General features: G+C 64.3%; 24 protein-coding genes, 1 pseudogene and 2 riboswitches. Of the genes and pseudogenes, 18 read left to right on the top strand and 7 right to left on the bottom strand.

Annotation, left to right across the window (positions count from 1 at the left end; translation table 11 throughout):
* Positions 1-419 precede the first annotated feature (419 nt).
* Both BMY03_RS19660 and BMY03_RS19655 read right to left on the bottom strand, forming a co-directional pair.
* Positions 420-845, bottom strand: coding sequence for a DUF1294 domain-containing protein (locus tag BMY03_RS19660; RefSeq protein WP_094012030.1), 426 nt, complete (start codon positions 843-845; stop codon positions 420-422).
* Entirely contained in the window at positions 838-1668 is an 831-nt protein-coding gene (locus tag BMY03_RS19655) for an undecaprenyl-diphosphate phosphatase (protein ID WP_094012029.1), read from the bottom strand. The genes BMY03_RS19660 and BMY03_RS19655 overlap by 8 nt, the downstream gene beginning before the upstream one ends.
* Before the next feature lie 299 nt (positions 1669-1967).
* On the opposite strand from BMY03_RS19655, the pseudogene BMY03_RS27035 reads away from it, so the two are divergent.
* The 11 genes and pseudogenes from BMY03_RS27035 to BMY03_RS19605 all read left to right on the top strand — a co-directional run.
* Positions 1968-2729 (top strand): annotated as a pseudogene (locus tag BMY03_RS27035) (cache domain-containing protein); the annotation flags it as partial.
* 138 nt (positions 2730-2867) lie between these two features.
* On the top strand, positions 2868-3602 hold the full coding sequence (locus tag BMY03_RS27030; protein ID WP_413697907.1) for a methyl-accepting chemotaxis protein: 735 nt from the start codon (positions 2868-2870) through the stop codon (positions 3600-3602).
* Positions 3603-3700: 98 nt separating this feature from the next.
* Complete coding sequence (pnuC, locus tag BMY03_RS19645; protein ID WP_094012027.1) at positions 3701-4267, top strand: nicotinamide riboside transporter PnuC; 567 nt, start codon at positions 3701-3703, stop codon at positions 4265-4267.
* Positions 4264-4815 carry an AAA family ATPase gene (locus tag BMY03_RS19640; protein ID WP_094012026.1) on the top strand — a complete coding sequence of 184 codons (552 nt, stop codon included), beginning with the start codon at positions 4264-4266 and terminating at the stop codon, positions 4813-4815. The genes pnuC and BMY03_RS19640 overlap by 4 nt, the downstream gene beginning before the upstream one ends.
* 298 nt (positions 4816-5113) lie before the next feature.
* Entirely contained in the window at positions 5114-5554 is a 441-nt protein-coding gene (locus tag BMY03_RS19635) for a hypothetical protein (protein WP_094012025.1), read from the top strand.
* Between the two features lies 1 nt (position 5555).
* Complete coding sequence (locus tag BMY03_RS19630; RefSeq protein ID WP_094012024.1) at positions 5556-6128, top strand: adhesin; 573 nt, start codon at positions 5556-5558, stop codon at positions 6126-6128.
* A 52-nt stretch (positions 6129-6180) separates the two neighbouring features.
* The gene (locus tag BMY03_RS19625) at positions 6181-7509 is read left to right on the top strand and encodes a heme utilization protein (RefSeq protein ID WP_094012023.1); all 1329 of its coding nucleotides are present in this window, start codon (positions 6181-6183) and stop codon (positions 7507-7509) included.
* Positions 7510-7571: 62 nt separating this feature from the next.
* Positions 7572-8252, top strand: coding sequence for a C39 family peptidase (locus tag BMY03_RS19620; RefSeq protein WP_094012022.1), 681 nt, complete (start codon positions 7572-7574; stop codon positions 8250-8252).
* Positions 8253-8285: 33 nt separating this feature from the next.
* On the top strand, positions 8286-9023 hold the full coding sequence (locus BMY03_RS19615) for a hypothetical protein (RefSeq protein ID WP_094012021.1): 738 nt from the start codon (positions 8286-8288) through the stop codon (positions 9021-9023).
* A 46-nt stretch (positions 9024-9069) separates the two neighbouring features.
* Positions 9070-10350 (top strand): coiled-coil domain-containing protein, encoded by a 1281-nt coding sequence (locus tag BMY03_RS19610; RefSeq protein ID WP_094012020.1) that lies wholly within the window; start codon positions 9070-9072, stop codon positions 10348-10350.
* Between the two features lie 126 nt (positions 10351-10476).
* Complete coding sequence (locus tag BMY03_RS19605; protein WP_094012019.1) at positions 10477-12672, top strand: LTA synthase family protein; 2196 nt, start codon at positions 10477-10479, stop codon at positions 12670-12672.
* 26 nt (positions 12673-12698) lie between these two features.
* Here BMY03_RS19605 and BMY03_RS19600 read toward each other — a convergent pair whose 3' ends face one another.
* On the bottom strand, positions 12699-14024 hold the full coding sequence (locus tag BMY03_RS19600) for a sigma-54 dependent transcriptional regulator (RefSeq protein ID WP_023631095.1): 1326 nt from the start codon (positions 14022-14024) through the stop codon (positions 12699-12701).
* A 332-nt stretch (positions 14025-14356) separates the two neighbouring features.
* Here BMY03_RS19600 and BMY03_RS19595 point away from each other — a divergent pair, with 332 nt between their 5' ends.
* The gene (locus BMY03_RS19595; RefSeq protein WP_023631096.1) at positions 14357-14623 is read left to right on the top strand and encodes a hypothetical protein; all 267 of its coding nucleotides are present in this window, start codon (positions 14357-14359) and stop codon (positions 14621-14623) included.
* A 103-nt stretch (positions 14624-14726) separates the two neighbouring features.
* Here BMY03_RS19595 and BMY03_RS19590 read toward each other — a convergent pair whose 3' ends face one another.
* Genes BMY03_RS19590 through cobW form a run of 4 tightly spaced genes read right to left on the bottom strand, consistent with a single transcriptional unit; the run spans position 14727 to position 21228 of the window.
* On the bottom strand, positions 14727-15341 hold the full coding sequence (locus BMY03_RS19590) for a vWA domain-containing protein (protein ID WP_081941271.1): 615 nt from the start codon (positions 15339-15341) through the stop codon (positions 14727-14729).
* Between the two features lie 53 nt (positions 15342-15394).
* Positions 15395-16393, bottom strand: a complete 999-nt coding sequence (locus BMY03_RS19585; RefSeq protein ID WP_094012018.1) for a magnesium chelatase ATPase subunit I — start codon at positions 16391-16393, stop codon at positions 15395-15397.
* Between the two features lie 2 nt (positions 16394-16395).
* Positions 16396-20157, bottom strand: coding sequence for a cobaltochelatase subunit CobN (gene cobN / locus BMY03_RS19580; protein WP_094012017.1), 3762 nt, complete (start codon positions 20155-20157; stop codon positions 16396-16398).
* A gap of 3 nt (positions 20158-20160) precedes the next feature.
* Entirely contained in the window at positions 20161-21228 is a 1068-nt protein-coding gene (gene cobW, locus BMY03_RS19575; protein ID WP_094012016.1) for a cobalamin biosynthesis protein CobW, read from the bottom strand.
* Positions 21229-21329: 101 nt separating this feature from the next.
* A riboswitch (cobalamin riboswitch) is annotated at positions 21330-21528 on the bottom strand.
* A 61-nt stretch (positions 21529-21589) separates the two neighbouring features.
* Positions 21590-21813: riboswitch (cobalamin riboswitch) on the top strand.
* A gap of 99 nt (positions 21814-21912) precedes the next feature.
* Between cobW and BMY03_RS19570 the strand changes: the two genes are divergently transcribed.
* The 6 genes from BMY03_RS19570 (at position 21913) to BMY03_RS19545 (ending at position 25100) form a co-directional block, all read left to right on the top strand.
* Positions 21913-22098, top strand: coding sequence for a CbtB domain-containing protein (locus tag BMY03_RS19570; RefSeq protein WP_094012015.1), 186 nt, complete (start codon positions 21913-21915; stop codon positions 22096-22098).
* A gap of 10 nt (positions 22099-22108) precedes the next feature.
* Positions 22109-22798, top strand: coding sequence for a CbtA family protein (locus BMY03_RS19565; protein WP_038706275.1), 690 nt, complete (start codon positions 22109-22111; stop codon positions 22796-22798).
* Positions 22798-23208: a cobalamin biosynthesis protein gene (locus tag BMY03_RS19560; protein WP_038706276.1), complete on the top strand. Its 411-nt coding sequence runs from the start codon at positions 22798-22800 to the stop codon at positions 23206-23208. Before BMY03_RS19565 ends, BMY03_RS19560 begins: the two co-directional genes overlap by 1 nt.
* Before the next feature lie 29 nt (positions 23209-23237).
* Positions 23238-23990, top strand: coding sequence for a precorrin-4 C(11)-methyltransferase (cobM, locus tag BMY03_RS19555; protein ID WP_023630917.1), 753 nt, complete (start codon positions 23238-23240; stop codon positions 23988-23990).
* 64 nt (positions 23991-24054) lie between these two features.
* Entirely contained in the window at positions 24055-24297 is a 243-nt protein-coding gene (locus tag BMY03_RS19550; protein WP_094012014.1) for a DUF1272 domain-containing protein, read from the top strand.
* A 188-nt stretch (positions 24298-24485) separates the two neighbouring features.
* Positions 24486-25100 carry a response regulator transcription factor gene (locus BMY03_RS19545; RefSeq protein ID WP_023630915.1) on the top strand — a complete coding sequence of 205 codons (615 nt, stop codon included), beginning with the start codon at positions 24486-24488 and terminating at the stop codon, positions 25098-25100.
* Position 25101 lies beyond the last annotated feature (1 nt).

Below are 25101 nucleotides of genomic sequence, written 5' to 3'. Positions count from 1 at the left end.
AGCGGGCTTGCCCCGCGATGTTGATCTAGAGTTCCCACGCTGGCAACTAGCGACTAGCTGCGTTAGTGCAGGCGCCGCCCGTAACTTCGCGACTTCAGGAGGCCGAACGGAGGTCTTGCGGAGGGAGGTGACGGGCATGGATGCCCGTCAAGCGCTGCGCCCCAGGATGGGGCGTTCAGCGCGGTCCTCCCGGGAGCAAGGCCGGAGTGAGGGAACCCGGAGCGAAGCGGAGGGCCGGATGAATGGAGCGAGGATTTTTTGGTTCCTTTTTGATCCTTCAAAAAGGGACCCGCCGTAAGGGCGGAAAGGTGAATAAGCGTCGACATCACAAATGAATGCGCATACAACTTTCAAAACCAAAACCAAAACCAAAACCAAAACCAAAACCAAAACCAAAACCAAAACCAAAACTACAACCGTCAGATCAAAGCCCCCCACCGCCCCGCCAAAAACAAATAATCAACCCAGAACACCTGATGTACCAGAACAATCCCCCAACACACAACCTGATAGGAAACCTTCCGAGTCTTGTGCCGAAACACCTGCTGCGCCAGCAAAGCCCCCGGCCAGCCCCCCAGCAGCTCGCTGGCATGCAGCACTTTCTCCGGAGTACGCCAAGCCTGAGTCCGCGCCTGCTGCTTGTCCTGCCAGTACAACAACAGGCTGACAAGACTCACCACCGGATACATCGCCAACGGCAACCAGTTCCCGCCACTCAACCCCATCCGCAGGCCGCCGAGCACCGGCAACAGGCACAGCACCACAAGTACCAGCCCCTTCAGGCGTGCATTGCGCACGCCCTCCTCACGCCGGGGCGCACGCTGCGAACGGGCCCTCTCAACCATGCGCCGTCGACCAATCGACCCAACCGAATTCCCAAGTCGCCAGGATCAGCAGACCAAAGGCGATTCGGTACCAGGCAAACACCGCATAGCTGTGGTTGGCGATGAACTTGAGCAACCCGCGCACGGCAATCATGGCAAAGATGAACGAGACCACGAAACCAATCGCGAACACCGGCAAATCGCCTGGCTGGAACAGATCACGGTACTTGTACCCCGAATACACCGCCGCGCCGACCATGGTGGGCATTGCCAGGAAGAACGAAAATTCGGTCGCTGCCTTGCGCGAAAGGCCGAACAGCAAGCCACCGATAATGGTCGACCCCGAGCGCGAGGTACCTGGAATCATCGCCAGGCACTGCACCAGACCGATCTTCAACGCATGACTCCAGCGCATTTCGTCAACATGATCGACCTCCACCCGATGCTGACGACGCTCGGCCCATAACATGATCACCCCGCCGACCACCAACGCGGCGGCGACCGTGATAGGGTTGAACAAGTATTCATGAATCAGGTCGGCAAACAGCACGCCCAAGATCACGGCAGGAATGAAAGCAATCAGCAGGTTGGTGGTGAAACGCCGTGCCGGCGCCTGCGTGGGCAAGCCCAGTACCACGTCGAAGATCTTGCGCCGGAATTCCCACACCACCGCCAGGATGGCACCCAATTGGATAATGATGTTGAACGCCATGGCGCGATCGCCGCCAAAATTGATCAGGTCGGCGACAATGATCTGGTGCCCGGTGCTCGAAATGGGCAGGAACTCCGTCAGCCCCTCGACCACGCCCAGAATGACCGCCTGCAAGGCACTCCACAAATCCATCTTTCCCCCAAGTGCGACGCTACGCGTGGCAGGCCGCTTGTTTTGATTGACACAATTGATACCGCACGCGGCGCGTGCTTTTTACAGCGCAAGGACCACCAAAGCCAGCTGAAAAGACCAGCCGCCTAAAGGTTTCATCTGGCGCGGCCGAAATCCTAGCAGAGCCTATGTTTCAAGGCTTGCGTTACCTGCAACTGAGGATGTCAAGAACGACGCATTAGCCGTTGGTCGAGTGGGGGCCCGCGACAAAGCACGCTTGGATGCCCTGGATAAAAAGAACAAGACTGGAGTAACGCATCATGAAGACCCTGAGGTCGATGTCGATCAGCCGCCGCCTGTGGCTGATCCTGCTGGTGGCCGTGGCCATGCTGCTGGTGCTGGGCCTGCTGATGCTGCGCCAGATCCATGACGGCCTGTACCAGGCCAAGGCCGAGAAGACCCGCCACGTGGTACAGACCGCCGCCGGCGTGCTGGCCCATTACCAAGGCCTGGAGGCCGCCGGCACGTTGACCCGCGAGGCCGCTCAGCAGCAGGCCCTGCAAGTGGTGCGCGGGCTGCGCTACGACCAGAACGACTATTTCTGGATCAACGACCTGCAACCGAAGATGGTCATGCACCCGGCCAACCCCAAGCTCGATGGCCAGGACCTCTCCGCCATCCGTGACCCCGACGGCTTCGCCGTGTTCAACGAGATGGTCGCCCTGGCCCGCAGCCAGGGCGCGGGGCCCGTCGACTATCGCTGGCCCAAGCCCGGCGCCAGCGAACCGGTGGCGAAAACCTCTTATATCCAGCTGTTCAAACCCTGGGGCTGGATCATCGGTTCGGGCGTCTACATCGACGACGTGCAGGCCGAGTTCGCCAGGCAGTTGCGCGATGCCTCGCTGCTGGGCCTGGGCATTGCCCTGCTGATGGCCCTGCTGGTGATGCTGATCGCCCGCAGCATCGCCCGGCCACTGCAGGAGGCCGTGCAGGCCATGGGCAACATCGCCAGTGGCGAAAGCGACCTGACCCGGCGCCTGGACACCCACGGCCGCGACGAGATCACCCAGCTGGGTGAACACTTCAACCGCTTCAACGGTAAGTTGCAGGGCGTGATCGGCCAGTTGCAGGGCGCAGCCCATGCCCTTGCCGAGTCGGCCGGCCATGTCGGTGACAACGCAGGCTCCGCCCAGGCCCGCAGCGCCCAGCAATCGCTGCAGATGGACCAGGTGGCCACCGCCATCAACGAAGTTTCCTACGCCGTGCATGACGTGGCCAAGCACGCCGAGCAGGCCTCCAGCGAAATGCGCAACGCCCAGACGCAGGTTGGCCACGGCCAACAGGCGATCCACGGCAGCCTGCAACAGATCGACCGGCTCTCGGCGACCATCGACCAGGCGGTACAGGTGATCCGCGACCTGGCCAGCCACAGTACGAAAATCGGCGGCGTACTCGAAGTCATCCGCTCGATCGCCGAGCAGACCAACCTGCTTGCGCTCAATGCCGCCATCGAGGCCGCACGCGCCGGTGAACAGGGACGCGGCTTCGCCGTGGTCGCCGACGAAGTACGCCTGCTGGCCCAGCGCTCGGCGCAGTCGACTGCCGAGATCCAGACCATGATCGAGCATCTGCAGGGGCAGTCCGAAGCCGCGGTGCGGGCCATCGATACCAGCAGCGAAGCCTCGCGCCAGACCGTCGAACAGGCCCGCGAGGCCGGTAGCAGCCTGGACGCCATCAACCAGGCACTGGGCAACCTGGGGGCGCTGAATGCCTCCATCGCCAGCGCCACCTTGCAGCAGTCGCATGTGGTCGAGGAAATCAACCGCAACGTCACCGAAACCGCCGACCTGTCGCAACAGACCGCCGAGGCCGCCCGCCAGTCCAGCGACGCTGGGGTGGCGCTTGCCCGCTTGAGCGATGAACTGGAACAGTTGCTGCGCCAGTTCAGGGTCTAGCAGGGCCAGGCGGCGGGTAGCTCGGATGCTGCCCGCCGCTTGAAGCCGGTCGCTCGAAGCGGTTAGCATCGCGCCCTTTCCCCGTCCAAGGATCGCCGATGTCCGGCCTCGAACTCTTCGCCGCCGCGCTCGGCGTCATCGCTGTCTGGCTCACCGTCAAGCAGAATCCCTGGTGCTGGCCGATCGGCCTGGTGATGGTGGTGCTGTATAGCTGGATCTTCTACGAGGTGAAGCTGTACTCGGACATGCTCCTGCAACTGGTCTACGCCGTGCTGCAGCTGTACGGCTGGTGGCAGTGGACCCGCCCGGACCGGGTCGAGGACGCCCGCCAGGTGACCAGCCTGGCACCCGTGACGATGCTCAAGGGCCTGTCGATCGGCCTGCTGGCCAGCCTGCTGCTGGGCGCCGCCATGGCCCACTGGACCGACGCCGCCCAGCCCTGGCTCGACGCCGCGCTTACCGGCTTCAGCCTGGTGGCCCAGCTGTGGATGGCACAGAAGCGCCTGCAGTGCTGGGCGCTGTGGGTGGTGGTGGATGTGGTCTTCGTCGGCCTGTTCCTCTACAAGGGCCTCTACCTCACCGCCGCGTTGTATGCCCTGTTCACCCTGATTGCCGTGCGCGGCTGGCTGGAGTGGCGCCGCGACCCGGCGCTGGCCAGCGCATGAAGGTCCTGGTGCTGTGCGGCCCGGAGTCCAGTGGCAAGAGCTGGCTGAGCGGAGAGATCCAGGCGCATTTCGGTGGCGTGCTGGTGGGTGAGTACGTCCGCCACTTCATGGAGCGCGAGCAGCGCGATACCTGCTACGCCGATATCCCCACCATCGCCCGTGGGCAACTCGCCTGGGAAGACCAGGGCCGGGCGCAGGCACCGGAGCTGCTGATTCTCGACACCCACCTGCTTAGCAATATCCTGTGGAGCCGGGCACTGTTCGGCGATTGCCCCGAGTGGCTGGAACAGGCCATCCAGGCGCGCCATTACGACCTGCACCTGCTGCTGCGCCCTGAGGGCGTCGAATGGGTCGGGGACGGGCTGCGCTGCCAGCCCCGGCTGGAAGAGCGCCAGGTGTTCTTCGACGACAGCCTGGCCTGGTTGCAACGCAACCGGCAGAACGTGCAGGTGATCGATGGCGACTGGTCGCAACGCAGCGCCAAGGTGTTGAGCGTTGTACAGCGCCTGCTCGACGGCAAATCCCCCACCTGCCCCACCGAATGTTAAGCCGCTGATACACCCTGTGGGGCCATGCCCCCCGGATTTGCGCGTATTGCGCCAGATCCGGGGGTAGTGTCACACCCGTGAAACACCCTCGACGAAAACCTGTCAGCGCCCGACTTCAATGGGCCCGGCAGCTCCTGGGTCGCCTCTCTGTCTCAGCACTGATACACCAATCCTTTGACGCGCCAGCTCCAGCCCCTCAACTACCTGATTCAAAAGCAATAACAAAAACCGGCACAGCTTCTGCTCTCCTTCTGGCAACGCGGCCCAGGCCCAACACGCCGAAGAAGGAATTGCCATCGTGGGGAAACTTGATAAAGGCAACGTCTGTCGTCTCCTGCTGATCGGATGCGCACTGGGTTCTAGCTTCAGCCTGCCAGCCCAGGCCGATAACGGGCTCGTCATCATTACCCGTGATGTGCAACCGCGCATTGCCACCCGCGCCCCGCTTGTGCCCGATCCCAATCCTGTCACCGTCAACACCAACCCGTCCGCGCACATCCTCAAGCAGACCAACGAACTGAGCGACGGCGACTTCGCCAGTATCAGCAGCGGCGCAGGCATCAACACGCTGATCACCCAACAGACCAACAACATCGGGGCCAATATCGGCACCCAGACGCAACTGCCGAACATTGCCGGTGGGCGAGCCTCAGGCTCGGGCAATGGCATTGCCAACATGGTCAATTCGAACGTCCAGCAAGGTCTGGGCGCCCTGAAGATCCTCAACGGGGGTCAGTGACATGAAGCATACGCTGCTGATCCTGGCCACGTTATGCAGTGCACCGGCCTTTGCCCAATCCCCCGTGATCAACAACGCCACCATCGACAGTTCAGGCGCACAGTACCAAGGCAACCTGGGTGTCAACCAGGCGGCCGGGGACCAACAACAGCAGGTCAACGCCCGGGCTATCGCCATCGGCCATGACGCCAACGCCAGCACCCAGATCCGCCAACGCTTGCGCACGCCTGTCGACCCCTCGATAGATGCTCGGGCCAGCATCCAGGGCGACGCCTTCAGCCACGGCAACGGCGTACTGGGCGTGAACCAGAGCGCCGGCGCCAGCAACCAGCAAGCCAACGCACTGCGCATCAGCGTCAGTGCCCAACCGCAAAGCATCGATGACAGCGTCCTTCTGCAACAGAACGTGGCGCTGATCAACAGCTCGGACTCAACTGCCCAGACACCCGGCCATCGCCAGGTCAGCACCAGCGACCAGGCATTCACCGGTAGCCGTGGCGTGGTGCAGTTGAATCAGAGTGCAGGGGTGGGAAACCGAACGGCCAACACCCTGAGCGTCCGGGTCGCAGATTGACCCAAACAGGTAACAACAACACTTAACCTAAAACAAAGTACGGAGAACCACCATGAAACCCTCGATGGCACTCAAGCCTCTGGTTTTCGCAATTGCTGCGATCATGGCTGTGGCTGTACAAGCTGGGCAGAATGATCCACGTGGCGGCCACAACAACGGCCATAACAATGGCCACAACAATGGCCACAACAACGGTCATCACACCCCTCCTCCTACCAAGATCCCGGTATATGCCACCGCCAATGCCTGGGACAAGCAAAGCAGCACCAACAACCGCATCAACAATGAAGGCACGGTGAACGAAGCCGAAATGAGCAGCTCGGCCTCCGGCACCAGCGGCAACGTCGGTGTCAACGTCGCGGCCGGCGCCGGCAACCAACAGGACAACGCCGCCGCCATCGCCAACGCCGGCGCCGATTCGAGCCTGGACAACAGCTTCGTGTTCGGCTCCGCCTCGGCCACCGCCGACGTACGTCAGTACAGCAACAATAACCGCGTCAACAACTACGGTGTCACCAACTCCGGCGTCATGAGCGGCTCGGGCAACAACGGCAGCGGCAACATGGGCATCAACATTGCCGGTGGCGACCTGAACCAACAGAAAAACACCATGGCCATTGCCAACTCCAATGCGCCACTGGGCAATGCCACCGCCACCGCCTCTGCCGACCAGAATGGCCCAGGCCTGGTAGTGAACAACAGCGCCGACCGCACCTACCGGGTCGATACGCTGACCCTCACCACCACGAAAAGTGGCAGCGCCTCGTACGACAAGGATTCCAGCTACAGCAAGGACAGCAGCGCCTCGTCGAGCTGGGACGCCGCCGGCTCCAACAGCTGGAACGCCAGTGGCTCCAACAGCTCCAGCGCCAGTGGTTCGCGTAGCCATGATTCGAGCTCCTCGGCAAGCGGTTCTCTGAACGCTTCGCTGGATGCCTCGGCAAGCGGCAGCGTGACCCAGACCCAGGACTTCGGCCGCCACGAGCGCAGCCGCACCGACTCGTTCGATGCTTCGCTGACCGCCTCGATCGACGCGTCGTATGACAAGTCGCACGAGAAGTCTTCCAGCTCCTCGTACGAAAAAGCTCGCGACTCTGCGTTCGAGAAAGCCTACGACTCCTCCTATGAGAAGTCGGGCAGCGCCTCCAACGAATCGTCGAAGTCCGGCTCGAAGAGCTACAGCGAGTCCAGCTCGTACGACCTGAGCAACACCGTGTCGTTCCAGGTGCTGACCCCTACCGGTTGGGCCAACCCTGTGACCAACACCGCAACCCTCAGTGGCTCGGTGAACGGTGGCAGCGGCAACCTCGGCGTCAACGTCGCCGCCGGTGTGGGCAACCAGCAGAGCAACTCGCTGGCCATCTCCAACACCTCGTTCTGAGCGCTGTAACCGTAAGGCCCCCTTCGGGGGGCCTTTCTTCAACAGGACCAGGGGGCAAGACCATGCGGATGATCGCCTTGGCGTTTTTGCTGTGCATGGCCAGTTACAGCGAAGCGGCGCAGATGCCGCTTTCGGTTTTGCCGGGGGGTGCGGTGATCTACAAGCCCATCCAGAGCATCCGTGAGCGCAAGTTCGCCGACCTGGTGCAACAGAAGACCGATTTCAGTTGCGGCGCCGCGGCGCTGGCAACCATCCTGCGCCAGGCCTACTGGCTGGATGTGGACGAACAACACATCATCGAAGGCATGCTGGCTCACGCCGACCAGGACCTGGTGCGGGTGCAGGGCTTCTCCATGCTCGACATGAAACGCTACGTGGAAAGCCTGGGCATGCGTGCCCGCGGCTACCGGGTCGCCGCCGAAACCCTGAATAGCGTGCGTATCCCCGTGGTGGTGCTGATGGACATCCGCGGCTACAAGCACTTCGTGGTCATGCAGCGGGTCGACAAGGGCTGGGTCTATATCGGCGATCCGGTCCTGGGGCACAAGCGCTACAAGGTCGAGGACTTCCTCAAGGGCTGGAACGGCATCATCTTCGCCGTGATCGGCCAGGGTTACGACAAGACCAATGCTTTGCTCGACCCTCCTCTGCCGCTGAGCGCCAAGGGCCGGATCAACAACTTTACCCCGGTCAAGGACGCTGACCTGATGGACTTTGGCTTCATCCGCAGCGACTTCTTCTAATGACAATCAAGCACGACGCTCCGGGAGCATCCCATGAAGACTCCAGCATGGCTCACCCTGATCTGTCTGGCAGCCGCCCTGCCCATCCAGGCAGAGACCTTCAAGCCCATTGAACTGAAGGACCAGGAGCTGGCGAACCTGCGCGGGCGCTATGTAATGCCGGGGCGGATCATCAGTTTTGGCGTGGTAATGACCAGCACCTGGCAAAACGCCAGTGGCGATGTCATCGGCGCCAAGACCTCGATGCAGGTCCAGCAGTCGACCATCAAACCGCAATTCTACGTGTCGATGATCGACAAGAAAGGCTCCGGCTCGGGCAACGCGCAAGGCACCGGCAGCGTCACGGGCGGCGCGGGCCTGAACACGACCGACGGTGTCACCCAGGTAGTGCGCGCCGCCGGGGACAACAATACCGCCTACAACAACGTCGATATCAACGTCACCAAGGCCAACCAGGCACCCGATACGCCACAGCAGGGCCAGGTACTGGCCGCAGGTTCCACACTGGTTGGCAGCAACGGCGCCGGCTCGCTGAGCGTATCGGCCAGCGGCACCGGCGTGCAGCTCGACGTGGTGGCCAACAACAACCAGGGCAGTGCCCTGCAACGCATCGCCCAGGGTGGGTTGATGCAGAACGCGACATTGCTCGGCAACGGCAACCAGGTCAGCAACCTGACGTCCCTCAACGTCGTGCTGCGCGACAACGTGCCTGACGCCGCGCTGAACGGCAATCTTGACCAGCTCAAAGGCCTTCGCGCTCTCGGATACTGATCTACGCTGACTCTCATCGTATGTAGTCTGAAGGGACGGCTAACCCATGCACCGATCGTTGACGTTCAGAGCTGTAGTCTGTCTGAGTACCTTGGCACCCGCGACATTGCTCTACGCAGCACCGGACCCTCAGGTCGAGGCACTGAAGCAGGAGTTGCGGGAGCTGAAGCAACGCTACGAAGCCCAGCAGAATGCCCTGATGGTGCTCGAGCAGCGCGTGCGGCAAGTAGAAGAGACCCCGGCGGCGCCGCCGCCCAGGCGCCTGACAAGGTCCCCCTCGGAACCGGCCAAAGGCGCCCAGACGGTTGCGTCTGGCACTCCGGGCAATGCAGGCAGCTCCTATGGTCAATCGCTCAAGGACGACTCCGAGCCTGCGCAAAGTGTTTCCAACCTGTATGACGAAGCCAGCGGCTTCTTCGGCGGCGGCAAGTTCAGCGTCGAGACCGGCGTGACCTATACCCACTACGACACTCGCGCCCTGACCCTCAACGGTTTCCTCGCCCTGGACTCGATCTTCCTTGGCAACATCAACCTCGACCGCATCAAGGCCGATAACTGGACACTGGACCTGACAGCCCGCTACAACCTGGACCAGCGCTGGCAGTTCGACATAAACGTGCCAATCGTGTACCGGGAGTCGACCTATTCTTCCGGCGGGGTAAGCGGCGTCGGCTCCACCGCCTCGGATGCCACGGTAACCCGAGACCCCACCATCGGCGATATCAACGTGGGGGTAGCCTACAAGTTCCTCGACGAGTCGGAAAACTGGCCCGACGCGGTCGCGACACTGCGGGTCAAGGCCCCCACCGGCAAGGACCCTTACGGCATCAAGCTGATCAGGGATACGGCCAACGACAACCTGGCGGTGCCTGAAAGCCTGCCCACCGGCAATGGTGTCTGGTCGATCACCCCAGGGATTTCGCTGGTCAAGACGTTCGACCCAGCCGTTCTCTTCGCCAGCCTGTCTTACACCTACAACATGCAGGACTCGTTCAGCGACATCAGCCCGGAAGTCAACAGCAAGGTCCCAGGCGACGTGAAACTCGGAGATTCCTGGCAGATCGGCGGGGGGATCGCCTTTGCCCTGAACGAGCGGATGAGCATGTCATTCTCGGTCACCGACCAATTCGCCAGCAAAAGCAAGATCAAACGCGACGGCGGCGACTGGCAGTCGATCACCAACAGCGACTACAACGCCGCCAACTTCAACGTCGGCCTGACCTTCGCTGCCACCGACAACCTGACCATCGTGCCCAACCTCTCCATCGGCCTGACCGAAGACTCGCCAGACTTCTCGTTCAGCCTGAAATTCCCCTACTACTTCTGACCACTCCGGGCCCGCGCACGGGCCCGGCATTTGGTTACCGGTTTTGTAGCGCCCGACTTTCCCGGCACCAGCCTGTTATCATCCGGCACACTTTTGTGACGGTTTAATGGCATTAAGGAAAGTTTCGTGAACAACCTGCTCGGTCCCCCTCGCGCCCGCCTTGCCACCCTGGCAATCCTGGTGCTGGTGATACCCCTGACCGCGCGCGCGCTGCTGGGCTGGTCCAACCCCTTCGGCTACCTGTCTGACCTCGCCATCGGCAGCCTGTTGGTCCTGCTCCTGCAGCGGCGCCCCTGGTGGCTGGCCCTGCCGCTGCTATTGGCCTGGGGCGGCCTGTGGGTGGCATCCGCCGAGCTGGTCAGCGCCGTCGGCAGGCTGCCCACGGTCGACGACCTGGCCTACCTGATCGACCCGCAGTTCATGGAAAACTCCACCGGCGGCGGACTGGCCCATGCCTGGCTCCCCGTCCTGCTGGTCGCCGGCCTCGGCGCCTGGCTGGCAAGCGTATGGCGATCGCCAGCCGGCGCGCCATTGCCACGGCGACTCTGGGCCGTGCCCCTGGCGCTGTTCGGCCTGCACTGGGGCGGCCAGCAGCTGGCCCCTTCGGACGCCGACCAATGGCGCCAATACGGCCTCACCCACCAGGCGCTGTCGACGGCGGTGGGCAAGGTCCAGCATCAGGCCTTGAGCCGTATGGGCCGGGTGCCGGCAGTCACGGCGCTGTCCAGCGCCGGCCTGACCCAGTCCGACCTCAATGGCGTCAAGCTGCTCGACGCACCGGGCAAGGCGCGCAACCTGCTGATCATCACCGTCGAGGGCATCCCCGGCGCTTACCTGCGCCCCAACCGCGAGGCACTGGGCAGCCACTACCAGCAGGACCTGATGCCGCGTCTGAGCCAGTGGGCCGAGCGCGGCATGAACACCCCCGACTATGTATTGCACACGCACCAGACCATTCGCGGCCTGTACGCGATGCTCTGCGGCGACTATGACAAGCTGGCCAACGGCACGCCCAAGGGGGTCGAGCTGCTGACCCAGCAGCAACGCAACCAGGCCTGCCTGCCTGCCCAGCTGCGCGAAGCCGGCTTCGCCACCCATTACCTGCAAGGCGCCGGGCTGCGTTTCATGGCCAAGGACCGGATCATGCCGCACATCGGCTTCGACACGGTGCATGGGCTGGAGTGGTTCGCTAACGACAACTACCTGGAATTCCCCTGGGGCAAGGACGACCGCGCGTTCTTCGAGGGTGCGCTCGACTATGTTGGTGAGCTGCGCAAGCAACCAAAACCCTGGATGCTCACCCTGCTCACGGTCGGCACTCACCAGCCGTATTCGGCGCCGGAGTCCTATCTGCAACGCTTCGATACGCCCAAGCAAGCTGCGGTGGCCTACCTGGACGATGCCTTGGGCAGTTTTCTCGACGGTCTCGAGCGCCAGGGCGTGCTGGAAGACACTTTGGTGATCGTCACCTCCGACGAATCCCACGGCATCGATGGCGTGCGCCTGGCTTCGGCCTGGGGCTTCAACCTCACGCTCGCGCCGGAGCAGGCCCAACTGCCCAGGCTCAAGCAGGGCACCTACGGCCACGTCGACCTGAGCACCTCCCTGCTCGACTATTTCGCCCTGCCGATCCCTGCGGCGTTGGCCGGGCGCTCGCTGTACCGCGACTATGACAGTGGCCGCGAGATGATTTCCTACACCAACGGCATGCTGCGCTACCACGATGGCCAGGGCACCCTCAGCGAGTGCGATTTCCAGCAGCGCTGCCGACGCTATGCCAGCCCCGGTTTCATTGCCGACCAGGCCAAATTCGTTGGCCGTGGAGACGACGGCCTAGGAGCGCAGATCGGCCTGCTGGCCACCGGCCTCGACCAGTCGTTGCTGCAGACTCCGCTCAACCTGCGCTACCAGTTCGGCGGCCCCTCCCCCATCGCCCTGGCTGAGCGCATCAGGGATGACTGGGCCGACAACCTGATCGGCGCGCAATACCTGGAGATGCCCGAAGGCACCCGCACCCGGGTACGTCTCAAGGTACGAGCGCTGGATCCGCGCCACGCCGCGTACATCCGGCTCAAGGCCAAGGAGCTTGAGCAGGATGTGCAGCTTGGCTTGCCCGAAGAGATTCGAGTAACGGCCGATGAGCCGCTGGAAATGCAGTTCGATTTCGACAACCCCACCGTGCGCAAGGCGTTTTCCTTCCACCTGTTGGGGTATGGCGGCGGCGAAGTGGAGGTCAGCGACTTCAGCGTGATCACCGCGCTGCCCGATGAGCCAGAGACGGTGGAGGAACTGGCGGACGGCCATCTTGCCCAATCGAGCTGAGGCCCCGCGATCGACAGCGTGGTTGCTCAACGAATCTGGTGCTTGTGCAACAACCGGTAGAACGTCGGCCGCGACACACCCAGCACCTTGGCCGCGATGCTCAGGTTGTCACTGTGCCGGTTCAGCACATCGCACAACGCCTGCCGCTCTGCGCGATGCTTGTAGTCCTCGAGCGTGCCCAGCGGCTGGTCCTGCTCCTGCAGGTCCTGCAGTCCCAGGTCCTGGGCCTCGATCTGCCGTCCCTCGGCCAGCACCAGGCCACGTCGCACCCGGTTGGCCAACTCGCGCACATTGCCCGGCCAATCGTGCCGTCCCATTGCCGCCAGGGCACCGTCGCTGAACGAGCGGGGCCGCCTGCCCGTCTCCGCGCTGTAAAACTGCGAGAAATGGCTGGCCAGCATCGACAGGTCACCATGCCGGTCACGCAGCGGCGCGGTCACCACTTGCAGGACATTCAGGCGGTAGTAAAGGTCTTCGCGAAATCGCGCCAAGGCAATGGCTTTTTCCAGGTCCACATGGGTGGCCGCCAGAACCCTGACGTCGACCGCGATGGGCTGATTACCGCCCACCCGTTCGATGTGCTTTTCCTGGAGAAAGCGCAACAGATTGGCCTGCAACTCCAAGGGCAGGTCACCGATTTCGTCGAGAAACAGGGTGCCGCCATTGGCCGCTTCGATGCGCCCCACCTTGCGCTGGTGGGCTCCGGTGAAAGCGCCCTTTTCATGGCCGAACAGCTCGGACTGGATCAGGTGTTCCGGGATCGCCCCGCAATTGATGGCAATAAAAGGTTTGTCGCGGCGATGTGATTGCCGGTGCAGGGTGCGCGCCACCAGTTCCTTGCCGGTTCCGCTTTCGCCACGGATGAGCACCGGTGACTCGGTCGGCGCCAGCTTGCCGAGCAGCTTGCGCAACTCGCGGATCGGCCGGCTTTCACCCAGCAGCTCGTGCTCGGGCTCATCGACGCGCACCGTGCCCTTGCCGCGCAGGCGTGCCATGCCAAAGGCACGCCCCAGGGTGACCTGCACCCGGGATACATCGAACGGCAGCGTATGGAAGTCAAAAAACCACTCGCAGACGAAATCGCCGACATTCTGCAGGCGCAGTTCCTCGGCGCTGAGCACGGCGATCCACTCGGTATTGCTGCGCTTGATCAGGTCCTTGACCGCCTCGGGGTGCAGCAGGTGCGAGGCTTGCAAGCGCACCAGGCCAACATCGCAGGGTTGCTCCAGCGCCGCCTCGAGCGTGCAACTTCGGACATCCCAGCCGACACTGCGCAAGCCTGGCAACAGGCGGTGGCAATCGTCGCAGGGGTCGACGATCAGCAGGCGGCGATGGGATGCAGGTTCAAGCATGACCTTTCCTTGGCGCCAGTTATTGGTTTTTTACCTATAAACAGACAGTTGCGACGCCCGAATTAACAGTAGCAATTAACTTGACGCTCCCCACTACCGTTGGTCAGCCCGCCTGCCGCGCACTCTGCCCACTCGGGAATTATCTCCATCCTTGCGCGTCATAGGCGCAGCGGCACGCAAGGACGAATGATCGTCAATAAAAAAAATCACCGGCCTTGTGACTTGAACCCTGACCTGGAGCATCAGTACAAATAACCCCGCGTTGTAACCTGTTGAGGAATAACACCGCGGAACAATATTTCGCTGTTTGGGACCATGAGAGAGACCGAACCATGAACGCCCCGCTCCGTGTCAACGAAGCACTGCTGATCGCCGACCACGCCTTCGAACCCTTCCAGTGCGTAGCCTGGGATGCCCCCAACGGTACTGGTGAACTGAGCCTGGCAGTGGTCGACCGGACCAGCACCCGTATCGGCAGCAAGCAAGTGTCCTCGCGGGTCTACTCGGACCCTGCGCAATGGGCCAGCCTGATCGAGGAAGTGCGAGCCGAACTGTCCGGCAAAGGGTACGACCTGCAACCCTGGTCGATGCCCAAATAAACAAGGCAGCCTGTAACAAGTGCGTGGCTACCACGCACTTGGTCAACTTTCAGAGACCACGAATATAACTTTTCAATTGCGACATCCTGTCGCAGTTACATGCTCAATCGACCACGCTGAACTGCTCGATATGCCGGTATTCGGCATGCAGTTGTTCGGCAAGTTGTCGTGCGCGGCCTACTCGCACCGCCGCCCGTTCCATGTCCACCAACAACGTGCTGCACGGTAACGGCTGCATTGGGGCTTCCTGCAGCAGGCGGCCATCGGTCAGTACCAGGCAGCGCTGGGTCTCCAGGGGCAGGCGCTTGCTCCGCGCCAGCAACCACTGGCGCGCCTCCTCGAGCGCTGTTGGTAACGGCGTGCCACCGCCAGCCCCCAGCCCCTGCAACCACGGCTGCAGTGCCGCCGAGGCCTTGAGACCATGCAGCTGCCATTGCGGCTTGTCGCCACTGACGGTGAGCAAGGCCAGGCGCGCCCGTTGCCGATAGGCTTCATCGAACAATCCGGCCAGCAGGCCTTTGGCTTGTGTCAGTGCCTGGTTGCGGCGGGTGGAAGCCGATGCATCGACGATCACCAGCCAAAGCTCCGGCGCTTGGGCCTGGCGCTGTTGCCAGCACAGGTCGCGATGCTGGCGCGGGCGCCCCTTGAGCAAGGTCGTCAGCCAAGCGATGCGGCCGGTCTCGGCCGTACGCGGGCGGCCCCGGGCACTACCTGTCAAATTGCCGACACGGGGCTTGGCATCCGCCGCCTGGGCATGGCGCGAGCGGATGCTCAGGGCTTTTTTGCCCAGTTCGGCACCTCGCGGCGTGCGCCCGTCGCCATCGGCTGGGGCGGCAAGGCGCCCCAGTCACCCTGCCCGCCTTGCGCTTGCTGCGGCCGAGGTGGCTCGCCCGCCGTGGCGGCCTGCGCCTGCGGTGCGTGAGCGCGACGACGATGGCGCAAGGCGAATTCGGCAACCGCTTCCACATCCGCTTCCTCGATCACTGCATTGCCACGCCAGGCGGCGTGAGCCCGTGCAGCCCGCAGCCACACCAGATCCGCACGCATGCCGTCCACCCCGGCGGCAAAACACCGCTCGGTGATCCAGGCCAGGGCCTGGTCATCCAGGGCGATCGACGACAATTGCTCACGCGCGGCCTGGCAACGCTGGCGCAGTGCGGCCTGCTGAGGCGCCCACTGGGCACAGAATGCCTGTGGGTCGCTGTCGAAGGCCAGGCGGCGGCGGATGATCTGCTGCCGTGCTTCGGGCGCGGGCAGGCCCTCCAAGGCCACGTTCAGGCCAAACCGGTCGAGCAGTTGCGGCCGCAGCTCGCCCTCCTCCGGGTTCATCGTGCCGATCAGCACGAACCGGGCGGCGTGCCGATGGGAGATGCCATCGCGCTCGATACGGTTGGTACCACTGGCCGCCACGTCCAGCAGCAGGTCCACCAAGGGGTCGGGCAGCAGGTTGACTTCGTCGACGTACAGTACGCCGCCGTCGGCATGGGCCAGCACACCCGGCGAGAACCGCGCCTGGCCTTGGCTCAACGCGGCATCGAGGTCGAGGGTGCCGACCAGCCGCTCCTCGGTCGCCCCCAGTGGGAGGGTCACGAACGGGCCGTCGCCCAGTAAATCGGCCAGGCCCCTTGCCAGGGTGCTCTTGGCCATGCCCCGGGGGCCTTCGATCAGCACGCCACCGATCTTCGGGTCTATCGCCGTCAGGCACAGCGCAAGCTTGAGGTCGTCGGCGCCGACCACGGCGGCCAGGGGGAATTGTACGGGTTCGCTCATGTTCAGCTGTCTTCCTCGCCGGCGAGCAACTGCTGCTCGAGGCTCTCGCGATAGTCGCCCGGTTCTTGCCACAACCCGCGCTGCTGGGCTTCCAGCAAACGCTCGGTAAGGTCGCGCAGGGCTTCGGGGTTGTGCTCGCGCATGAAGTCACGGGTGGCCGGGTCGAGCACATAGGCGTCGGCCAGGCCCTGGTAATGATGATCGTCGATCAGGTGGGTGGTGGCGTCGAAGGCAAACAGGTTGTCGACCGTCGCCGCCAGCTCGAACGCACCTTTATAGCCATGACGCTTGGCGCCGTCGATCCATTTCGGATTGAGCGCGCGGGCACGAATCACTCGGTTGAGTTCTTCCTTCAGGGTCCGCACCCGCGGCCGGTCAGCCTGGCTGTGATCGCCGTGGTAGCTGGCTCGCGCGGTACCGGCCAGGGTTTCGGCCGCCGCCAGCATGCCGCCCTGGAATTGGTAGTAGTCGTTGGAGTCGAGCAGGTCGTGCTCGTGGTTGTCCTGGTTCTGCAGCACGGCCTGCACCTGCGCCAGGCGCTGGGCGAACGCGGCGCGGGCCGGTGTGCCCTCGTCGCTGGCGCCGTAGGCGTAGCCACCATGGTTGAGATAGACCTCGGCCAAGTCGTCGCGGCTGTGCCACAGCCGGCCGTCGATGGCGTTCTGCACGCCAGCGCCATACGCCCCCGGCTTGGCTCCGAATACCCGCCAGCCGGCCTGCCGCGCCGCCTGCTCCAGCTCCATGCCGGCGCCGAGCAACACTTCACGCTCGGCGCGCACCCGTGCGGCCAGGGGGTTCAGGTCGTCCGGCTCGTCCAGCGCGGCCACCGCCTGCACGGCGGCGTCGAAAAGGCGGATCAGGTTGCCGAAGGCGTCGCGGAAGAAACCCGACACTCGCAGCGTCACATCCACCCGCGGCCGGTCGAGCAGGCTCAATGGCAGGATCTCGAAGTCGTCGACCCGCTGGCTGCCGGTGGCCCACACCGGGCGCACGCCCATCAGCGCCAGGGCCTGGGCGATGTCGTCGCCGCCGGTGCGCATGGTCGCCGTGCCCCACACCGACAGGCCCAGCTGACGCAAGTGGTCGCCGTGATCCTGCAGGTGGCGCTCGAGGATCAGGTTGGCCGAGGCAAACCCCAGGCGCCAGGCCGTGGTGGTCGGCAGGTTACGCACATCGACGGTGTAGAAGTTGCGCCCGGTGGGCAGTACGTCCAGGCGGCCACGGCTGGGTGCGCCACTGGGCCCTGCCGGGACGAAACGCCCGGCCAGTGCGGCCAGCAGGCCGTCCATCTCGGCGGCGCCACAGGCGTCCAGGTCCGGCGCGACCCGTTCGACCAGTGCCTGCAAGACCTCGCGCACCGGTGCCCAGCCGTCTTCATCCGGCAACGCCACAGCCCCTTGCAATGCCTGCTCGATCAATGTCAGCGCGAGGCACTCCAGACGCTCACGGGTATCACCACAGGTGCGCCATGCGCTGTTGTCAAGTTGCAGCAGCAGGCCCGGGCTCGGCCCGTCCCAGGCCTGCCCCAGGTCGCAGTCCAACGGATCGAAGCCCAACGCCAAGGCCTTGGCCAGCACGCGAATCAGGCTGGCATTGCCGCCCTTGCCATCTCCCCGAGCCACCCGCACCAGGGCCAGCAGCGTGTCGCTGCGCAGGCGCCCCTGGGGCGACTGGCCGAATACATGCAGGCCATCGCGGATCTGCGACTCCTTGAGGTCGCACAGGTAGGTATCCAAGCGCGGCAACCACACCGCAGCATCCTCCAGCTGCCCTTCAAGCTGCAGTTCGCGGTCGATGTGGTTGGCCTTGACCAGTGCGAGGATGTCGCGCTGCAACTCGTTGGCGCGACGTGGATCGAGCAACTGCGCTTCGTAGTACTCGTCGGCCAGCTGTTCCAGGTGGCGCAGCGGGCCGTAGGTCTCGGCGCGGGTCAATGGCGGCATCAGGTGGTCGATGATCACCGCCTGGGTACGTCGCTTGGCCTGGGCACCCTCGCCTGGGTCATTGACGATAAATGGATAGATGTTGGGCAACGGCCCGAGCAACGCATCCGGCCAACATTCGGCGGACAGCCCCACGCCCTTGCCCGGCAGCCATTCCAGGTTGCCGTGCTTGCCGACATGGATCAACGCATCGGCGGCGTAGCCGTTGCGCAACCAGAAGTGAAACGCCAGGTAGCCGTGCGGCGGCACCAGGTCCGGGTCGTGGTATACGGCGCTGTGGTCCACCTGGTAGCCCCGCGCCGGCTGGATGCCGACGAAGGTCAGGCCGTAGCGCAGGCCAGCGACCATCATGCGCCCGCTGCGGAACATCGGATCCTGCTCAGGCGGCCCCCAGCGCTCCAGCACCGCGCGCTGGTTGGCCTCGGGCAACGCGGCGAAGGCGCTGTGGTAGTCGGCCAGGGCCAGGCTCTGGGCGCAAGGGCGCTGGTCAAGATGATCGAGGTCGTTGGTCACACCGCCAAGCAACTGGTGGATCAACTCGGTGCCGCTGTCGGGCAGGCCGGCTACCGGATAACCCTGCGCCTGCAGGGCCTTGAGGATATTCAATGCCGCGCCTGGGGTGTCGAGGCCGACTCCGTTGCCGATGCGCCCGTCGCGGGTCGGATAGTTGGCCAGCACCAGGGCCACGCGCTTCTCCTGGTTGTCCAGGCGCGCCAGGGTCACCCAGCGCCGCGCCAGTTCGGCGACGAAATCCATGCGTTCGGGGTGGGCGCGGTAGCAGACCACGTCGGACTGGCTGCGCTCGCTGCGCCAGGCCAGGTCCTTGAAACTCACCGGCCGGGTGATGATGCGCCCGTCCAGCTCGGGCAAGGCGATGTGCATCGCCAGGTCGCGGGCGCCGAGGCCCTGCTCGCTCTGCTCCCAGCCGGGCTGGTTGTCCTGGGCGCAGATCGCCTGCAACACCGGCACGTCGCGACGCAGCGGGCGCAGATTGGGCTGTTCGGGGCTGGACAGAGCGAAGCCGGTGGTGTTGATCACCACCTCGGCCTGCACTTCGTCAAGCCAGGCCTCGACCTGGTCCAGGCAAGCGCGTTCCTTGAGGCTGGCCACGGCGATCGGTAACGGATTCAGGCCGCAAGCCTGCAGGCGCAGGCAGAACACATCGATGAACGCGGTGTTGGCCGCCTGCAGGTGAGAGCGGTAGAACAGCAGCGGCGCCACCGGGTACTCCGGGTGCCATTCGGTGTACCAGTCCTCGAGCCGTGCGCTGGACTTGGCCGGGTGGTAGACCACCGTGCGCGGCAAAGGCTGCGGTTCGTCCCAGGGGTAGGCGCGCCCCAGCCACTGGCTGGCCAGGCAGTTGAACAGGTTCAGTGCATTGGCCTTGCCGCCCTGGCGCAAGTAGTGCCAGAGGCGCTCGGCCTGTTCGCCGCGTACCGTGCCCAGCCCGGTAAGCTCCGGGTCGGGCCGGTCGTCGCCGGGGACCAGAATCAATTGCACGCCCTGCGCCGCCAACGCCACCAGTTGTTCGACACCGTAGCGCCAGTAACCGACGCCGCCATGCAGCGACACAAGGATCACCTTGGCATGGCGCAGCACCTGGTCGACATACAGGTCGACCGAGGCGTGGTTCTGCACCTGCATCGGGTTAGCCAGGCGCACGCTGGGGAAATCCGCCGGCAACTGCTCGGCGGTTTCGGCGAGCAGCGCCAGGTGCGAATCACCGCTGCAGAGGATCACCAGTTCGGCAGGGGTCTGGCCGAGGTCGGCGATGCTGTCGTCCGGCACAAAACCGCCCGGCTGGGTCCGCAGCAGGTGCATGGGTCAGGCGCCCAGGGCCTGGCGCAGACGCGCTTGCAGGCGTGCAGCATCCAGGTCCTGGCCGATCAGCACCAGGCGGGTGATACGTGGTTCCTCGCTGCGCCAGGCGCGGTCGAAATGCTTGTCGAAACGGGTGCCCACGCCCTGGATCAGCAGACGCATCGGCTTGCCGGGAATGGCGGCGAAGCCCTTGGCGCGCAAGATGCCGAACTCGGTGACCAGTTGTGTCAAGGCGTCGAGCAACAGGCTTTCGTCAGCCTCGGGCAAGTCGATGGAGATAGAGTCGAAGGCGTCGTGGTCATGGTCGTCGTGATCATCGCCGTCGTGGTGGCTGTCGTGGTGGGTACGACGGCCGTCGATATGTACCTCGGACTCGGCGCCCACGCCCAGCAACACTTCCAGCGGCAGGCGACCACTGCTTGCCTCGATCACCTTGACCGCCGGCGGCAGTTCCTCGGCCACTTCGGCACGGACCTTGGCCAGGCCGTCGGCATCGATCAGGTCGGCCTTGTTCAACACCACCAGGTCGGCGCTGGCCAGCTGATCGGCGAACAGCTCATGCAGCGGCGATTCGTGGTCCAGGTTAGGGTCGAGCTTTCGTTGGGCGTCGACCTGGTCTGGATAGGCGGCGAAAGTACCGGCCGCCACGGCCGGGCTGTCGACCACAGTGATCACCGCATCGACCGTGCAGGCGTTGCGGATCTCTGGCCACTGGAAGGCCTGCACCAAGGGTTTGGGCAGGGCCAGGCCGCTGGTTTCGATAAGGATATGGTCGAGGTCGCCGCGGCGCGCTACCAGCTCGCGCATCACCGGGAAGAACTCTTCCTGCACGGTGCAGCACAGGCAGCCGTTGGCCAGCTCGTAGACACGGCCGTTGGCTTCTTCCTCTGAGCAACCGATGCCGCACTGCTTCAGGATCTCGCCATCGATACCCAGTTCGCCGAACTCGTTGACGATCACCGCGATCCGACGGCCCTGGGCGTTGTCGAGCATATGGCGCAGCAAGGTGGTCTTGCCCGAGCCGAGGAAGCCGGTGACGATGGTGACGGGAAGCTTGGCCAGTGTTTTCATGTCGCAATGCCCTTGGAAGCAGTGGCGCGGGCATGCAGGACGACAGCCCCGGGTCGAGTCGCCCTGGCTGGTTCGCCACCGGATCACCCCGCCCGGTTGAAAGTCGAAAACGTTGCGAGGCAGGTCTCCTGGCTTGCACCGCCGGCCTTCTCAGCCAGTGGGATGGCGCCTTCCCGCGCGTGCGCAGTGGCTATGCCGATCCTTCATCAGTGCCTACAGTTGCGGGGGCAGCCGCGGCTTGTACCGCGTTCCCGTCTTAGCCCGGGCCAACGCCCGGGAACCTCGAACCGGCAAGGCTACGCAGTGCCTGCCTGACGGTCAACCGCCACAGCGATTGACGCAGGCCCGGCCCCGTGATTTGCTAACGCATTGCGTTCAGGTGCCCCCAACGGGGGTGAAACGGGAAACCGGTGCGTCGCGCGCCCTTTGAAGAGGGACGACAAGGCCGGTGCTGCCCCCGCAACGGTAAGCGAGAGAAGCATCCAGACCACTGTGCCCCCGCATGGCATGGGAAGGTGATGCTTGACCAATGGAGCCCCACTCCACCTCGCCAGCCCGGAGACCGGCCTGACATGCTTGCAGAACACCCCGCGGTGGGCGGGCGCTGTCGTATCACCTGGGCCAACCGTGCCCGGGGGCGTCGCGCCTGCCCGTTGCCACAACAAAAGCAGCAGAGGACGCGTCATGCCCATCACCCACGCCAAATCCAGTATCGCCACCCCCATCAGCCTCAGCCAGCGCCTGATCGTCGCGGTCGGCGCCACCCTGCTGGGCCTGTGCCTGGTGTACTTCGCCGGTTTCTCGCAAATCGAGGCGGTGCACAACGCCGCCCACGACACCCGCCACAGCGCTGCCTTCCCTTGCCACTGAGTACGCCCGCATGATCACGCGCATCGCCCGTACCGCGGGTTTCAGCGGCCTGCTCGCCGCCCTGCTGCTGACCCTGCTGCAAAGCTTCTGGGTCGCCCCGCTGATTCTCCAGGCGGAAACCTATGAAACCGCCGCCCCCGCCGTCGAACACCATGAGCACGGCGAGGCGGCAGCACCTCATGAGCACAGCGCCGAGGCCTGGGCGCCCGAAGATGGCTGGCAGCGGGTCCTGTCCACTACCGGTGGCAACCTGGTGGTAGCCGTCGGCTTCGCTCTGATTCTCGCCGCCCTGTACAGCCTGCGCACCCCAGGCCGAGTGGCCACCGGTGCGCTGTGGGGCCTGGCGGGCTTCGCCGTGTTCTGCCTGGCGCCGACCCTGGGTCTGCCACCGGAACTTCCGGGGACAGCCGCCGCCGACCTCGGCCAGCGCCAGACTTGGTGGATCGGCACCGCCGCCGCCACCGCCGCGGGCCTGGCGCTGCTGGTCTTCGCCCACCATTGGCTGTTCAAGGTGCTGGGTGTCGCCCTGCTGGTAGTCCCTCACCTGATCGGCGCGCCGCAACCAGCGGTTCATGAAAGCTTGGCCCCCGAAGCGCTGGAAACCCAGTTCAAGATCGCATCCTGGCTGACCAACGCCGCGTTCTGGCTGGCCCTGGGCCTGCTCAGCGCCTGGTTGTTCCGCCGCTCCAGTCAGGCCTGATGCGCGACCTCGCTCGCCCGCCGGCGTTATATGCCGGCTTTGGCTGCCGCCGTGGCTGCCCGGTCGAAACACTCGCCGTGCTGCTGCGCCAGACGCTGACCAGCCACGCCCTGCCTCTGTCGGCCCTCAAGGCCATTGCCAGCATCGAACCCAAGGCGCGCGAACCCGGCCTGCTGGCGCTGGCCGAACGGCTCGGCCTGCCGTTCATCTGCTTCGACAGCAGCCACCTGGCAACCTTCGAACCGCTGCTCAGCCAGCGCTCGACAATAGCGTACGCCCAGACCGGCTGCTGGGGCGTGGCCGAAAGCGCAGCTCTGGCCCTGGCCGGGCGCAGCGGCACCGAGCCGCGCCTGCGCGTACCAAGGCAGGGGTTACGAGGCGCTACCCTGGCCCTGGCCATCGGCGGATAATCCGCTCCTTTTACCTGCAAGGAACCCCCATGACGGTCTATTTCATCGGCGCCGGCCCCGGCGATCCCGAGCTGATCACGGTCAAGGGCCAACGCCTGATCCGCCAATGCCCCGTGCTCATCTACGCGGGCTCCCTGGTACCTGCTGCGGTGCTCGAGGGGCACCAGGCGCACACCGTGCTCAACAGCGCCGAGCTACACCTGGAGCAGATCATCGAGGCCATGCGCCAGGCACATGCCAACGGGGAGGATGTAGCCCGCGTGCATAGCGGCGACCCCAGCCTGTATGGAGCCATCGGCGAACAGATCCGCCACCTGCGTGAGCTGGGCATCGACTACCAGATCGTCCCCGGCGTCACCGCCACCGCCGCAAGCGCCGCGCTGCTGGGCTGTGAGCTGACATTGCCAGGCGTAGCGCAGACGGTGATCCTCACCCGCTACGGCGACAGCTCGCCGATGCCGGCCGGTGAACAGCTGGCCGATCTGGCCCGCCATGGCAGCACCCTGGCCATTCACCTGGGCGTACGTCATCTGGAGCGGATCGTCGAACAGTTGCTGCCGCATTACGGTACCGACTGTCCCATCGCCGTGGTCCATCGCGCCACCTGGCCAGATCAGGACTGGGTCAAGGGCACCCTGGCGGACATCACCGAACGCGTGGCCGCCAAGGGCTTCCGACGCACCGCGCTGATCCTCGTCGGGCATGTCCTGGGCGACGCCCCCTTCGCCGAATCCGCCCTGTATCGCGCCGGCCACGCCCACCTCTATCGGCCCGGCCCGTGAAGCGATTGCCGAGCGGGCAGCGGCGGCGCACACTGGGCTTTCCAACTGGATGGAAGCCCTGAACATGCTCGACCTGCGCCCCAACTGCGAATGCTGCGACACCGACCTGCCACCTGAAAGCCCGGATGCGCTGATCTGCTCGTTCGAGTGCACCTTCTGCCGTGCCTGCAACGCGCAGCACTTCCATGATCGCTGCCCAAATTGCGGCGGCCAACTGGTGACGCGCCCAACCCGCGTGGGCAAGGTACTGGGCAACAATCCCGCCTCCGCACTCCGTGTACTCAAGCCCCACGCACCCTGCGCCTGAAGCCCCTGTGCTCGAACCTTGTTTGTAGGAATTTTCCACATCTTGGCGCGGGTTTTTCAACACCCCTATACTCGCCTATTACCAAGGGTGCTGAATATCCGTAAGGTGCGCGCTGCCCAGCAAGTCCGCGGCCCGGAACCTTGAAGACAAGGCTGGAAGCGGGATGCACTTTGACAGGAGCTACCTGAATGACATCCGTGCTGTTGGTCGATGACCACCACATCGTGCGGCTCGCCGTACGCATACTGCTTGAACGCGAACGCTTCACCGTCGTGGGCGAAACCGGCAAAGGCAAAGAGGCCGCACGCCTGGCCGAGCAAACCAAGGCAGACGTGGTCATCCTCGACATCGGCCTACCGGACCTCGACGGCATGGAGGTGATCAAGCGTCTCAAGTTGATCGCCCCTCCGCCGCGGATCATGGCACTCACCGGCCAGCCCGCCGATCTCTACGTGCGCCGCTGCATGGACGCCGGCATCTCGGCCTTCGTCAACAAGGACGAAGACCTCGATGCCCTGGTCTTTGCCCTCAAGGCCTTGGTCAAGGGCTACTCGACCTTTCCGCAGATGGCAGTCAACAGCAATACCCTGGAAAGCGAGACGTCGCGCCTGGGACTGCTGTCCAACCGCGAAATGGAAGTGTTGCGTCGGCTCAGCGCCGGCCAGAGCAACAAACTGATCGGTGAACAGATGAACCTCAGCGCCAAGACCATCAGCACCTACCGCGGCCGGATCATGGAAAAGCTCAAGGTCGAGTCGCTGGTGGAAATGGTCGACCTGGCCAAACGCAACAACGTGGCCTGAG

Source organism: Pseudomonas soli, from assembly GCF_900110655.1.
Taxonomy (GTDB): Bacteria; Pseudomonadota; Gammaproteobacteria; order Pseudomonadales; family Pseudomonadaceae; genus Aquipseudomonas; species Aquipseudomonas soli.
Note: the sequence above shows the minus strand (reverse complement) of the source record. Positions and strands in the feature narration are given on the sequence as shown.